General features: G+C 64.0%; 11 protein-coding genes. 3 read left to right on the forward strand and 8 right to left on the reverse strand.

The genetic code is table 11. The features are described from left to right. Nucleotides 1-30: 30 nt before the first annotated feature. The 8 genes from O6P39_RS21455 to O6P39_RS21490 all read right to left on the reverse strand — a co-directional run bounded on the left by O6P39_RS21455 (nt 31) and on the right by O6P39_RS21490 (nt 8,481). The gene (locus O6P39_RS21455; protein WP_275608435.1) at nt 31-1,545 is read right to left on the reverse strand and encodes a C69 family dipeptidase; all 1,515 of its coding nucleotides are present in this window, start codon (nt 1,543-1,545) and stop codon (nt 31-33) included. A 189-nt stretch (nt 1,546-1,734) separates the two neighbouring features. Then, on the reverse strand, nt 1,735-2,187 hold the full coding sequence (gene moaE, locus O6P39_RS21460; RefSeq protein WP_275608436.1) for a molybdopterin synthase catalytic subunit MoaE: 453 nt from the start codon (nt 2,185-2,187) through the stop codon (nt 1,735-1,737). Between the two features lie 4 nt (nt 2,188-2,191). After that, on the reverse strand, nt 2,192-2,440 hold the full coding sequence (locus O6P39_RS21465; RefSeq protein ID WP_275608437.1) for a MoaD/ThiS family protein: 249 nt from the start codon (nt 2,438-2,440) through the stop codon (nt 2,192-2,194). After that, nucleotides 2,437-2,928 (reverse strand): cyclic pyranopterin monophosphate synthase MoaC, encoded by a 492-nt coding sequence (gene moaC, locus O6P39_RS21470; protein ID WP_275608438.1) that lies wholly within the window; start codon nt 2,926-2,928, stop codon nt 2,437-2,439. Before moaC ends, O6P39_RS21465 begins: the two co-directional genes overlap by 4 nt. A gap of 283 nt (nt 2,929-3,211) precedes the next feature. After that, entirely contained in the window at nt 3,212-4,603 is a 1,392-nt protein-coding gene (locus O6P39_RS21475) for a PhoH family protein (RefSeq protein ID WP_275608439.1), read from the reverse strand. Nucleotides 4,604-4,916: 313 nt separating this feature from the next. Continuing rightward, on the reverse strand, nt 4,917-5,933 hold the full coding sequence (locus O6P39_RS21480) for a histone deacetylase family protein (protein ID WP_275608440.1): 1,017 nt from the start codon (nt 5,931-5,933) through the stop codon (nt 4,917-4,919). A gap of 12 nt (nt 5,934-5,945) precedes the next feature. Continuing rightward, complete coding sequence (locus O6P39_RS21485; protein WP_275608441.1) at nt 5,946-7,175, reverse strand: Zn-dependent hydrolase; 1,230 nt, start codon at nt 7,173-7,175, stop codon at nt 5,946-5,948. A gap of 16 nt (nt 7,176-7,191) precedes the next feature. Continuing rightward, complete coding sequence (locus tag O6P39_RS21490; protein WP_275608442.1) at nt 7,192-8,481, reverse strand: MFS transporter; 1,290 nt, start codon at nt 8,479-8,481, stop codon at nt 7,192-7,194. 159 nt (nt 8,482-8,640) lie between these two features. On the opposite strand from O6P39_RS21490, the gene O6P39_RS21495 reads away from it, so the two are divergent. The 3 genes from O6P39_RS21495 (at nt 8,641) to algD (ending at nt 12,721) form a co-directional block, all read left to right on the forward strand. Beyond that, nucleotides 8,641-9,597 carry a LysR family transcriptional regulator gene (locus O6P39_RS21495; protein WP_275608443.1) on the forward strand — a complete coding sequence of 319 codons (957 nt, stop codon included), beginning with the start codon at nt 8,641-8,643 and terminating at the stop codon, nt 9,595-9,597. A gap of 57 nt (nt 9,598-9,654) precedes the next feature. Then, the gene (gene yaaA / locus O6P39_RS21500; RefSeq protein ID WP_275608444.1) at nt 9,655-10,434 is read left to right on the forward strand and encodes a peroxide stress protein YaaA; all 780 of its coding nucleotides are present in this window, start codon (nt 9,655-9,657) and stop codon (nt 10,432-10,434) included. Between the two features lie 976 nt (nt 10,435-11,410). Then, on the forward strand, nt 11,411-12,721 hold the full coding sequence (algD, locus tag O6P39_RS21505; protein ID WP_275608445.1) for a GDP-mannose 6-dehydrogenase: 1,311 nt from the start codon (nt 11,411-11,413) through the stop codon (nt 12,719-12,721). Nucleotides 12,722-12,860 lie beyond the last annotated feature (139 nt).

Genomic DNA, 12,860 nt, shown 5'->3' on the forward strand with positions numbered 1-12,860 from the left:
GCGTGCGGGGCAGTACCGTCCGTCAGAGCCCTACAGATGCTTGATCTTCTCCAGCTCCTCGGGGCTGTAGTTCTGCTCGGTGGATTTGGTCAGGTCGGTGAGGATGTTGGCGCGCAGCACGCCCGCCTGGTCCAGGGCCCAGAGCGCGGTGCCGTTGCTGAAGCGTTCGGCGGCGGCGCGGGCCACTTCGCCGTCCTTCTGCGCGAGGGCCTTGAGCATCTCGTCCTGGGCCGGCTGCGCGGCACGCAGACTGCCTTCCAGACGGTCGCGCCAGCCGTGCAGCAAGGGCATGTACTGCTTGTCGTTGGCGTGGGCGAGCGAAGTCAGGCTACGGAAGGTCCACCAGGCGGAGTGCTCGTCGAAGTCGTCGCTGCCCTGCTGGAACACCCGCGGCGTGCCGCGCAGGCTCTCCAGGTAGTACGGCAGCAGCAGGCCATCACGCACGTTGCCCAGCGATTGCCAGGACAGCACCTGCAAGCCCTTGGGCATCTGCGGGCGAACCTGCAGGATGTGTGCCTCGACGTTGCGCTCCATGGCAATCGGCCGCTGCTTCTGGTCGCCGGCCGGTTTCTTGCCGTCCAGCGGCGTACCGGCGTAGCTGTCGATGCGCAGGATGGCAGCCACCTGCTCGACGCTGATGGGCTTCTCGGGCTTGGTATAGAAGGGATACTGCTGCTGACGGATATCCTGCTTGCGGCCGGGCTCCAGCTTGTTCTGCACCAGCCATTCGCGGTCGACGTTGTAGGCGTCGCCAACGATGCCGAAGGCCTTGGCGAAGTTGAATTTCGCCGGGTCGACTTTCTCCAGTAACTGGTGCTTCTCGGCGAACTCGGCGATGCCGGCGCTGCTCTGGACATTGGCCTTGTCGTTGAGGTCGGCGTCGTGCACGCGCATGCCGTTCGCCATCACCACGTAGCCGTCGTCCGGCACGCGCACGGCAATCCAGTGGTGCCCGGAACCGATCTCGAACAGCCAGGCCTCCTTGTCGTCGGCGATCTGGATGCCGTTGGTTTCCCCGGCACCCAGGGTCTCGACGTACTTGCCCAGCAGCTCCACGCCTTCGCGGGCCGTCTTCGCCTGGGGCAGGATCAGGTCCGGCAGGATGGCCTCGATCACCCCACCCTCGTCAGCCACCAGAGGGTCTGCCTTGGCCGCCTTCTCGTTGGGCTCGGTGCTGTTGGTGGCCGATAGAATCACGCCGGCTTCGTTGGCGCCGAACTCGCTCCAGGGGCCGAGGGCGCCGCGCTGGTCGCCGTTCCAGTCGCGCATGGCGGTGTAGCGCATCCCGGACTTGGGCGCGGGTACGCTGACGCCGTTGTCGAAACTCAGCGTGTCGCCGTCCTTGTACTGTTGCGGCGGCACCACGACGAAGCGCTTGGCGTGGTTGTTGTAGGTGTAGTCCTCCAGGCGCGCGACCAGCACGGAGCCGTCGGCGGTGGCCTTGCGCCCGGCAATGATGGTGGTGCAGGCCAGCGCGCTCTGGCAGAGGCCGCCGACCAGCAGGGCGGCGGTGAGCGCCTTGAGCGCGAAATGGGGCTTGTACATGGGGAATCTCCTTGGCGAGCGATTCCGCCGTGGCGGCATTCACCGGCACGGCGCTGGAGCCAGGAGATGTACAACGTGGCGCGGAACGCTTCCTTGGCGTAGAGCAACGACACCTCCCTGGCATCGCCCCTGAGCATAGACAAGCCCCGCGCTCACGCCCTCTTCAGGGCGCAGGCGCGACGAATGGACTCAGCCTTTCCAGCGCTCGGCGGCAGCCTGGTCGCTACAGCGGCCCTCGACCCAGCGCGGGCCTTCGCTGGTGTCTTCCTTCTTCCAGAACGGCGCACGGGTCTTGAGGTAGTCCATGACGAAGTTGCAGGCGTCGAATGCCGCCTGGCGGTGGGCGCTGGCGGCGCCGACGAAAACGATGGGTTCGCCCGGCTCCAGGCGGCCGATACGGTGGAGGATTTCCAGGCGCAGCAGCGGCCAGCGCTGGTTGGCCTCCACGGCGATCTTCTCCAGCGCCTTCTCGGTCATGCCGGCGTAGTGTTCAAGGAACATCCCGCCGACTTCGCGGCCGTCGTTGAAATCACGCACGTAGCCGACAAAGCCGACCACCGCACCGACGCCGACGTTGGCGGCATGCATCGCATTGAGTTCGGCGCCCGGATCGAACGCCGCCGGCTGCACGCGGATCGCCATGCTCTCAGCCTCCGGTAACGGTGGGGAAGAAGGCCACCTCGTCGCCATCGGCGAGGGGTTCGTCCAGGGAGCACAGCTCCTGGTTACGCGCGCACATCAGGTTCTGTTCGCCGAGCACGCTCCAGGAACCGCCGCGCTCCAGCAGCAGGCGCCGCAGGTCGTCGAGGCTGGCCAGGGACTGGCTCCAGTTCAGCTGCTCGCCGTCGAGGCCCAGGGCTTCGCGGTAGCGGGCGAAGTACTGCACGCGGATCATGGGGTGTCTCCTGCCACGCTATCTGTCGCCAAGTAATGGCCACTCTTGCCGCCGAGCTTTTCCAGCAGGCGCACGCTTTCGATGGTCATGCCACGGTCCACGGCCTTGCACATGTCATAGATGGTCAGCGCGGCGACGCTGGCAGCGGTCAGCGCTTCCATCTCCACGCCGGTCTGCCCGGCCAGCTTGCAGCGGGCGACGATGTGCACGGTGTCCTCGCCTTCGGCGGCGAGCTCGACCTTGACGCTGGTGAGCAGCAGCGGGTGGCACAGCGGGATCAGTTCATGGGTCTTCTTCGCCGCCTGGATGCCGGCGATGCGCGCCACGGCGAACACGTCGCCCTTGGGGTGGCCGCCGTCCTGGATCAGTTGCAGGGTCGCCGGGAGCATGCGCACCCGGGCTTCGGCCACGGCTTCACGGGACGTCACGGCTTTTTCGGTGACGTCGACCATGTTGGCGCGGCCTTGGGAATCGAGATGGGTCAGCACGGGCGGGAACTCTCCGGAGAATGCGGACGATCAAAGGAACAGTGTAACCCCGGGGCGCGTCGACGGCAGTACGACGGGCGGCGCGTTGGGGAGAGGATTGTATACAAAAAGAGGTATGAACAGGCTAGGCAATGGCGCCGGACGGCTTCGCGAGCAAGCTCGCTCCTACGAAGAGCCGTACCGGTTGTTACTGCGCGCACGGGACGAAGGAGACGCCCAGTCCTTGCTCGCGAACACCCCGGCCTGAAAAGAAAAGGCCCGCCGATTGGCGGGCCTTGGTGAGTTACAGATGCGCCTCGGCAAACTCCGCCAGCACCGAGCGCGGCACCCCTTGCAGGGTCACGTGCACGCCGTGGGGGAAGTCCTTGAAGCGTTCGGTCAGGTAGGTCAGGCCCGAGCTGGTCGCCGACAGGTAGGGCGTATCGATCTGCGCCAGGTTGCCCAGGCAGACCACCTTCGAGCCGTTGCCGGCGCGGGTGATGATGGTCTTCATCTGGTGCGGGGTGAGGTTCTGGCACTCGTCGATGAGGATCAGGCTCTGCTGGAAGCTGCGGCCGCGGATGTAGTTCAGCGACTTGAACTGCAGCGGTACCTTGCTGAGGATGTAGTCGACGCTGCCATGGGTGCACTCGTCGTCCGAATGCAGCGCCTCCAGGTTGTCGGTGATGGCGCCGAGCCAGGGTTCCATCTTCTCTGCCTCGGTGCCCGGCAGGAAGCCGATGTCCTCGTCCAGCCCCTGCACGCTGCGGGTGGCGATGATGCGACGGTAGCGCTTGCTGACCATGGTCTGCTCGATGGCGGCGGCCAGGGCCAGGATGGTCTTGCCCGAGCCCGCGGCGCCGGACAGGTTGACCAGGTGGATGTCCGGGTCGAGCAGCGCATAGAGGGCCAGCGCCTGGTAGATGTCACGCGGGCGCAGGCCCCAGGCTTCCTGGTGCAGCAGCGGCTCCTGGTGCAGGTCGAGGATCAGCAGCTCATCCTGCTGGATGCCCTTGATCCAGCCGACGAAGCCCTGCTCGTCGACGATGAACTCGTTGATGTGCACCGCCGGCAGGTTGTCGGTGAGTTGCACGCGATGCCAGGTGCGCCCGTGGTCCTGACGGGTCTCGACCTTGCTCACGCGGTCCCAGAACGAACCGGACAGCGAATGATAGCCACGCGACAGCATTGCGACGTCATCGACCAGCTGGTCGGTGTGATAGTCCTCGGCGAACACCCCACAGGCGCGCGCCTTCAGGCGCATGTTGATGTCTTTGGTGACCAGCACCACGCGCTTGCTGCTGTGGCGACTCTTCAGCTCCACCAGCTGGTTGATGATCTTGTTGTCGTTGAGGTGCTCGGGCAGCCAGGTGATCGGCTCGGCCCGCTTGCTCATGAGGATCGACAGGCTCCCGCAGGGACCGCTCTTGCCGCGCTGGATGGGGACGCCATCCTCCACCTGCTCGGGCGTCGCCTCGCCCAGCACCGAATCGATGAGGCGGATCGCCTGGCGGCATTCCGCAGCCACGGTGTGCTTACCGGTCTTGAGCTTGTCCAGTTCCTCCAGCACCGTCATCGGGATGGCGACATGGTGCTCCTGGAAGTTCAGCAAGGCGTTTGGATCGTGGATCAGAACATTGGTATCGAGGACGTACAGGGTGGGCTGGGTCGGGCTGGAGCGTCCATGGTCATCCATACGCGGTTCACCTCTTCTGGGGGCGTTACGACGGAATGCCACTACAGCGCTCCGCCGCGCGGTGAGCCGCCTGCTCTCGCTACCGGGGCACGAGAGCACTGCATACAAGGGGACGGGCCGGGGCCGCCACCTGTCTGCAGGGTTCGGCGGTCTACGACTCCAGAAATACAGGAAAAAACATGACGATAAAAAGTCTTTTTCTTTCTCAGAACAGTTTTTTTCGCCACACGACAAAATACCTTGGCGGGGGCTCCGGACAGCGCTAGTTTTAAAAGTCCTGCCTCCCGCCTTGCGTTGGCTGTTTTTTGGCCGATCAGTCCATCATCCCACCGAAGAACGCCTGCGCATTGGCCTGAAGCGTCTGCAGGTGATAACCGCCCTCCTGCACGATGACCGTCGGCATGCCCAGCGCCGCGACCTCGCGCCCCAGCCGGGCGAAGCCTTCGGTAGTCACCGCCACTTTCGATTGCGGATCGTCCTTGTAGATGTCGAAGCCCAGTGACAGCACCAGCGCCTGCGCACCGAACTTACGGACCGCCTGCTGCGCTGTTTTCACCTGCGCGAAGAACTCCTCCTCGCTGGCACCGTGAGCCATCGGCAGGTTGACATTGAAGCCTGCGCCCTGCCCCTCCCCCCGCTCGTCGTCGAAACCGGCGACCACCGGGTAGAAGTTGGTCGGGTCGCCATGCACCGAGACATAGAGCACGTCATCGCGGCCGTAGAAGATTTCCTGGATGCCCTGACCGTGGTGCATGTCGGTGTCGAGGATGGCGACCTTGTCGAAACGCGCACGCAACTCGGCGGCAGCAATAGCGGCGTTGTTCAGGTAACAGAAGCCACCGGCTGCTTCTTCCCGCGCGTGGTGACCCGGCGGGCGGCATAGCGCATAGGCGGACGGAGCACCATCGCGTACAACTCTCGCCGCCGCCACGGCGCTTTGCGCCGACCAGTACGCCGCCCGCCAGGTATGCTCGCCCACCGGACAGCTGCCATCAGCGAGATAACGCGCAGCCTGGGCGAGAATTCCACGCAGCGGATTACCCTCGCGAATGAACACGTTGGACATCACCTCGTCGCCCCAGTCCTCCGGTACCTCGTGCCAGCGCGCATAGGCGTGTTCGAGGAAGTCCAGGTATGCCGCGCTGTGTGCCCCCAGCAACGGCTCGCGACCGAAGTCAGCTGGCGCCACGATCGGGAAGCCCAGTTCCCCCACGGCTTTCAATAGGCATTCGGCACGCTGCGGGACCTCTTGGGGGGTACGCATCTGGCCGCGGGAAAAATAGCTGCGCGGCAGGTGCAGCAGTTGATCTGGATGGAAGAAAGTCAGCATGGCTATCTCCTGTCAGTCGTCACGGCCGGCGCGGGCCAGCACGGCGTTGAGCAGCACGTCGGCGCCCTGGGTCGCCTGTTCGGGGATCACGTCCTCGGCCTCGTTGTGGCTCAGGCCGCCGACGCAGGGAATGAACACCATGGCGGTCGGGCACATGCGCGCCAGGTGGATGGCGTCGTGGCCGGCGCCACTGACGATGTCCTGGTGCGAATAACCCAGGCTCTGCACGGCCTCGCGCACGTGGCCGACACAATCGGCGTCGAAGGGCGTGGCCGGGCTGATCCAGTGCACACCGATCTGCAGCGTCAGCTCGCGGCGTGCGGCGATTGCTTCGAGCAGCGCGCGAGCCTCCTGCTCCATCGCGGCGATCACGTCGTCACGGTGGTGGCGCAGGTCGATGGTGAAGTCCAGCAGGCCGGCGATGGTGTTGCGCGAGGACTTGGCAATTTCCAGCTGGCCGACGGTCACCAGCCCGTGGGGCGCAAAGCGCTGGGCCAACGCTTCGAGGGCCTGGATCATCTCGGCAGCGCCGAACAACGCGTCGTTGCGCAGCGGCATCGGCGTGGTACCGGCGTGGGCGGCCTGGCCGCTGACGCGTACGTCCAGCCAGCGAATCGACTGGCCGCCGGTGACAACCCCGACATCGATGCCGTTGTCCTCCAGGATCGGCCCCTGCTCAATGTGCGCCTCGAAATAGGAATCCAGACGCCGTCCCAACGGCAGGTCCCCCTGCCAGCCAAGCGTCTGCAGCGCTTCGCCGACGCTCACGCCCTCGGCATCCCGAGAGGCCAGCGCGGCATCCAGCGGCATAGCGCCAGTGAAGGTGGCCGAGCCGAGCATGGCCGGCGTGAAGCGAGCGCCTTCCTCGTTGGTCCAGACCGCCACTTCCAATGGGCGGCGGGTACGGATGCCTTGGTCATTCAGGCTACGCAGCACTTCCAACCCGGCGAGCACCCCGTATACGCCGTCGAAGCGGCCGCCCTCGGGCTGGGTGTCGAGGTGACTGCCCATGACCACCGGGTCAAGACTGTCGTCTGCCCCGGCACGACGGGCGAACAGGTTGCCCACCGGGTCACGACGCAGGCTCAGGCCGGCTTCACGGCACCAGCGCTCGAACAGCTGGCGGCCGGCGCGATCCTCTTCGCTGAGCGCCAGCCGGCGCGAGCCGCCACGTGCGGTGGCACCGACCCCAGCCATGTCCATCAGGCTCGCCCACAGGCGAGCGCCATCGATCTTCAGCATTGCAGTCTCCTGGAAATCACACGGTGGCCGGCGCGGCGCGCACCCGCAGACGGCGGTCGAGGCCGACGATGCACAGCAGCGAGAGGCCGGCCAGCAGGGAATAGAACAACGCCAGCGGCAACCACTGGCCCTCGAAGCGGTGCGCCAGCCAGGTGCCGACCAGTGGGGTCAGGCCACCGGCGATGGCGCCGCAGACCTGGTAGGCGATGGAAATCGCCGAGTAGCGCACGCGGGTGTCGAACACATCGCTGACATAGCCGGCGATCACCGAGTAGAAGCTGGACATGCAAACCACGGCGGTGGCGATACCGAGAACGATCGCCAGCGCATGGCCCTGGCTGACCAGCAGGAACATCGGGTAGGGCGAAGCCACCGCCAGCAGCGCCGCCAGCTTGAGGAAGCGCGCCGCGCCAATGGCTTCGGCCAGCCGTGCGGCGAGCGGCTGCACGCAGAACTGGATGATCGCCACATAGAACAGGCAATCGAGGATCAGTGTGCGGTCGATGGCCAGGTTCTGGGTGGTGTACGAAATCATGAAGGTATTGGTGAAATAGACCCCGGCGATACCGATGGTGTTGGCGCCGATGCACAGCAACAGCGGCCGCCAGGCCGTGCGCACGACTTCCAGCGCCGGCAGCTTGTGCTGCCGCGCCTGCTGCTTGATTCGCGCGAACTCGGGAGACTCGTTGACACCCAGTCGGATCGCCAGGCCCACCAGCAACAGCGCCGAACTGGCAAGGAATGGCAGACGCCAGCCCCAGTCGAGGAAGGCCTGGCTGTCCATGCTGGTCACCGCCTTGAACGCCAGCAGCGAGAGGATCAGCCCGGCCGGGCTGCCCAGTTGGGCGAAAGACGCGAAGAAGGTGCGCCGGCCGCTGGGCGCGTGTTCGCCGGCCATCAGCACGGCCCCGCCCCACTCGCCGCCAACGGCGATGCCCTGAACGATGCGCAACAGGACCAACAGTACCGGCGCGAGCAACCCGATCTGTCCGTAGGTGGGCAGCAGGCCGATACAGACCGTGGCCACCCCCATCATCACCAGGGTGACCAGCAACGCCTTCTTGCGACCGATACGGTCGCCCAGGTGGCCGAAGATCAGGCCGCCAAGCGGGCGGGCGAAGAAGCCCACGGCGAATGTGCCGAAGGCAGCCATAGTGCTGAGGAACTGGCTTTCGGAGGGGAAGAACAGCGTGCCGAACACCAGGGCGGCGGCGGTGGCGTAGATATAGAAGTCGTACCACTCGATCATGGTGCCGATGAACGCGGCCGTGGCGGCGCGAACCGGCTGGGGTGCGGGCTGGGACATCTCAGGCTCCCGATCTTGTCGATTGTTTTAGGCGGGCTGGGCGCTCTCTGGCGCACCGGGACGTTATCGCCCCTCACCTGATAATCAGTCAATTTTCTAATCGTTATTCAAAGAATAAACCCTGCTTATAATAGGAGCATTCTTTCACCGGAGCCCCCCATGGAACTCGGCCGCTTCCTCAATGACCGCCTGGACTGGAACCTGTTGCGCACCTGGCTGGTGATTGGCCAGGAACGCAGCATCAGCCGCGCCGCCGCACGCCTGCACCTGACCCAACCAGCGGTCAGCCAGGCGCTGCGGCGGCTGGAGGAGCAGTTGGGCGCGGCCCTGGTACAACGGCGCGGGCCGCGCTTCGAGATCACCGCGCTGGGCGAGGAAATCCTGCGCATCGCCGGCGACATCAACGGCAACGTCTCGCGCCTGGCGGCCGCTCTGGAGCAGCCGGCCGACCAGGTGGTGGGCAAGGTCCGCCTGCTGAGCATCAGCCGCATCCAGTCGGACTTCTACGACCAGTTCCTCTGCGACTTCCACCGCGCTCACCCCGGCGTGGAACTGGATGTAGAGGTGATGCGCAGCGCCGACGTGCTCAGCTCGCTGCAGCAGAAGACCGCCACCCTGGGGCTGGCCCTGTGCCGCCAACCCTCGCCGCGCCTCGAGCAACGTGCCTTCCTGCGCCAGCGCTATGTGTTCCTCTGCGGCCGCCACCACGCGCTCTACGGCCGCCGCGACCTGCACCTGGCCGATCTGCAGGGTGAGGACTACGTCACCTTCACCAGCGACCAGATTGGTGAAGTGCTTTCACCGCTGACCATCTTCCGCGACCAGCAGGGCTTCACCGGCAAGCTGGTGGCCTCCTCTCCCAGCCTTGAGGAAGTGCGCCGCCTGGTGACCTGCGGCTTTGGCATCGGCTGCCTGCCCCACCACATCGTCGCCGACGACCTTGCCATGGGGCGGCTGTGGGCGCTGCCGCCGGAAGACGGCGTGGCCGATGTGGACATCCACCTGCTGTGGAATCGCGAGCAGAAGCACACCCAGGCTGAGCGCTGCTTCCTCGGCGAGCTGCTCAAACGCATGGAAGAGGTGCCGGTGGAGCAGCGCCTCCTATCGTCCCCATAGCTGGAGCCAACGCCTGCGACTCCTTACAATCGCCGCTCGCTTGTAGGAGACCGCACGATGCTGATGGTGATTTCCCCCGCCAAGACCCTGGACTACGACACCGCCCCGGTGACGGAGCGCTTCACCCTGCCCGAGCACCTGGATGATGCGCAGGAACTGATCGGCATCCTGCGGGAACTGTCGCCGGCGCAGATCGCCGAGCTGATGAGCCTGTCGGACAAGCTCGCCGGCCTGAACGCCGCGCGCTTCGGCAGCTGGCACCCGGAGTTCACCCCGGCCAACGCCAAGCAGGCGCTGCTGGCCTTCAAGGGCGACGTCTATACCGGCATGCAGGCCGAGGACTTCAGCGAGAACGACTTCGACTTCGCCCAGCGCCACCTGCGCATGCTGTCCGGCCTCTATGGCGTGCTGCGCCCGCTGGACCTGATGCAGCCCTACCGCCTGGAAATGGGCACCAGACTGGCCAACGCCCGTGGCAAGGACCTCTATGCCTTCTGGGGCGAACGCATCAGCGGCTGGCTGAATGAAGCCCTGGCCCAGCAGGGCGACGACGTGCTGCTGAACCTGGCCTCCAACGAGTACTTCGGCGCGGTGAAGCGCAAGGCATTGAACGCGCGGGTGATCGACACCGAGTTCAAGGACCTGAAGAACGGCCAGTACAAGATCATCAGCTTCTATGCCAAGAAGGCCCGCGGGATGATGGCGCGCTACGTGATCAAGGAGCGCCTGCAAGACCCCGAGGGCCTGAAGGATTTCAACTACGCCGGCTACTTCTACAGCGCCGAGCACTCCAAGGCGGACCAACTGGTGTTCCTGCGCGATCACCCCGAAGACTGACCCGTCCTGCCGGGAGCCCATCGGGCTCCCCTCCCGCCGTTCCTGCCCTGCCTCTCCGCCTGATGCCAAGTCGCCTGTAAGCCATTGACCATGAAATGAGTCAGCCAGAGGGGGCTGGCTTGTCTATTTCTTGCTCAAAAAACGCCCGATTGACCTTACTGTTCATAGGGTCTGTATAGCCGTTCGTCTGCTTCGGGAAAAATCGTGAGATTTTTTTTCGACCCCCGACCTGCCGTTCGTGGCAAGAAAACCTCCCTGATTTGCCCTCCCCAAGCCTCTCAATTGCCACTAACAGCCCATGGCCATGACGTGCATTTCACGATTGCAACTTGCAATGGAGAAAGCTGAACGGCAGCTGAACGAACCTATTGAAGGCGACGCGCGGTCGAATTTCACCGAAAATTCAATTGAACTTTTCCACACCTTGCAGATTGCACTGCACCGATACACTCCAGAACAACTTCCCTTTTGCCATTACTGCGGCATCAAATGATGTCATTTGGATATTTCAAAAGATTTCAGGGATGGGATGAGTGGAAGGAACTAACCCTGTTCGGGATAAATCCTATTTCCGCAACGATCATTGATGCAGATCACCGAAGTGCATCGATGACATGGGCTCTTTTGTTCTAACGATAATTCCCAATTGGCATTGAACAATCGCAAGCACATGAAAAAACTGAACTTTTAGATGATGAAGGCAATCATCAAAGCAAACCGGAGCACATCAGCGCGGAAATGAACACACAGTGAAATCCGCCTGAAACATAACGGGGCAAGTATTTGAAATTTGCCCAAAGACAGTGCTCTGAAGTTTAGCACTACTTTCCCTGCCTAACCGGAGGAAGTACGGAGGACACCTGAGTGTGCCTTCCGCGGATTCTTTCAGCCTGAATAAAGTGCCCTTCGGGGCAAACGGAATAAACCGCCCTTCGGGGCAACTTTGAAAGCTCGACAATTGAACGAGGTGAATGCGATGCGAATCAGCATCTTTGGTCTTGGGTACGTTGGCGCAGTATGTGCCGGCTGCCTGTCCGCACGAGGCCACGAAGTCGTCGGGGTGGATGTTTCCACCACCAAGATCGATCTGATCAACAAAGGGAAGTCGCCCATCGTCGAACCCGGTCTGGAATCGCTGCTGGAGCAGGGCATCCGTTCCGCTCGCCTGTCGGGCACCACCGACTTCAAGAAGGCCGTTCTGGACACCGATGTGTCGTTCATCTGCGTCGGTACGCCGAGCAAGAAGAATGGTGACCTGGACCTGGGCTACATCGAGTCGGTCTGCCGCGAAATCGGCTACGCCATCCGCGAGAAGAAAGACCGCCACACCGTGGTGGTGCGCAGCACCGTGCTGCCGGGCACCGTGAACAACGTGGTGATCCCGATCATCGAAGACTGCTCGGGCAAGAAGGCCGGCGTCGACTTCGGCGTGGGCACCAACCCGGAGTTCCTGCGCGAATCCACCGCGATCAAGGACTACGACTTCCCGCCCATGACCGTCATCGGTGAACTGGACGCCCAGACCGGCGACCTGCTGGAAGAGATCTACCGCGAACTGGACGCGCCGATCATCCGCAAGACCATCGAGGTCGCCGAGATGATCAAGTACACCTGCAACGTCTGGCACGCCGCCAAGGTCACCTTCGCCAACGAGATCGGCAACATCGCCAAGGCGGTGGGCGTCGACGGCCGCGAGGTGATGGATGTCATCTGCCAGGACAACAAGCTCAACCTGTCGCGCTACTACATGAAGCCCGGCTTCGCCTTCGGCGGTTCCTGCCTGCCCAAGGACGTGCGCGCCCTCACCTACCGTGCCAGCCAGCTGGACGTCGAGCACCCGATGCTCGGCTCGATCATGCGCAGCAACCAGCACCAGGTGCAGAAGGCCTTCGACATCATCGCCGCGCACGGCAGCCGCAAGGTCGGCCTGCTCGGCCTGTCGTTCAAGTCCGGCACCGATGACCTGCGCGAAAGCCCGCTGGTGGAACTGGCCGAGATGCTCATCGGCAAGGGCTACGACCTGCAGATCTTCGACCGCAACGTCGAGTACGCCCGCGTCCATGGCGCGAACAAGGAGTACATCGAATCGAAGATCCCCCACGTTTCCTCGCTGCTGGTCTCGGACCTGGATGCCGTCGTGAAGTCCTCCGACATCCTGGTGCTGGGCAATGGCGACGAGCTGTTCGTCGACGTGGTGAACAAGGCGTCCGAAGGCAAGAAGGTCGTTGACCTGATCGGCTTCATGCCGAGCGTCACCGACGAACGCGCCGAAGGCATCTGCTGGTAAGCGCAACCGGCTCTTCGTAGGAGCGAGGGAGGCACCTGGTCCTTGCTCGCGAACGCTCTCCGCCACACCACAGTGCCAGGCGGGTTCGCGAGCAAGCTCGCTCCTACGAGGGCCTCCACCGCCCCAACGACGCGACTGA

The organism is Pseudomonas sp. PSE14 (assembly GCF_029203285.1).
In the GTDB taxonomy this organism is placed as follows: Bacteria; Pseudomonadota; Gammaproteobacteria; order Pseudomonadales; family Pseudomonadaceae; genus Pseudomonas.

Bases quoted from the DNA above. Each gene is read 5' to 3' on its own strand.
- O6P39_RS21485 (WP_275608441.1), bottom strand. From the start codon at position 7,175: ATGCTGAAGATCGATGGCGCTCGCCTGTGGGCGAGCCTGATGGACATG.
- moaE (WP_275608436.1), bottom strand. From the start codon at position 2,187: ATGGCGATCCGCGTGCAGCCGGCGGCGTTCGATCCGGGCGCCGAACTC.
- O6P39_RS21490 (WP_275608442.1), bottom strand. From the start codon at position 8,481: ATGTCCCAGCCCGCACCCCAGCCGGTTCGCGCCGCCACGGCCGCGTTC.
- O6P39_RS21495 (WP_275608443.1), top strand. From the start codon at position 8,641: ATGGAACTCGGCCGCTTCCTCAATGACCGCCTGGACTGGAACCTGTTG.
- O6P39_RS21465 (WP_275608437.1), bottom strand. From the start codon at position 2,440: ATGATCCGCGTGCAGTACTTCGCCCGCTACCGCGAAGCCCTGGGCCTC.
- algD (WP_275608445.1), top strand. From the start codon at position 11,411: ATGCGAATCAGCATCTTTGGTCTTGGGTACGTTGGCGCAGTATGTGCC.
- yaaA (WP_275608444.1), top strand. From the start codon at position 9,655: ATGCTGATGGTGATTTCCCCCGCCAAGACCCTGGACTACGACACCGCC.
- O6P39_RS21480 (WP_275608440.1), bottom strand. From the start codon at position 5,933: ATGCTGACTTTCTTCCATCCAGATCAACTGCTGCACCTGCCGCGCAGC.
- O6P39_RS21455 (WP_275608435.1), bottom strand. From the start codon at position 1,545: ATGTACAAGCCCCATTTCGCGCTCAAGGCGCTCACCGCCGCCCTGCTG.
- O6P39_RS21475 (WP_275608439.1), bottom strand. From the start codon at position 4,603: ATGGATGACCATGGACGCTCCAGCCCGACCCAGCCCACCCTGTACGTC.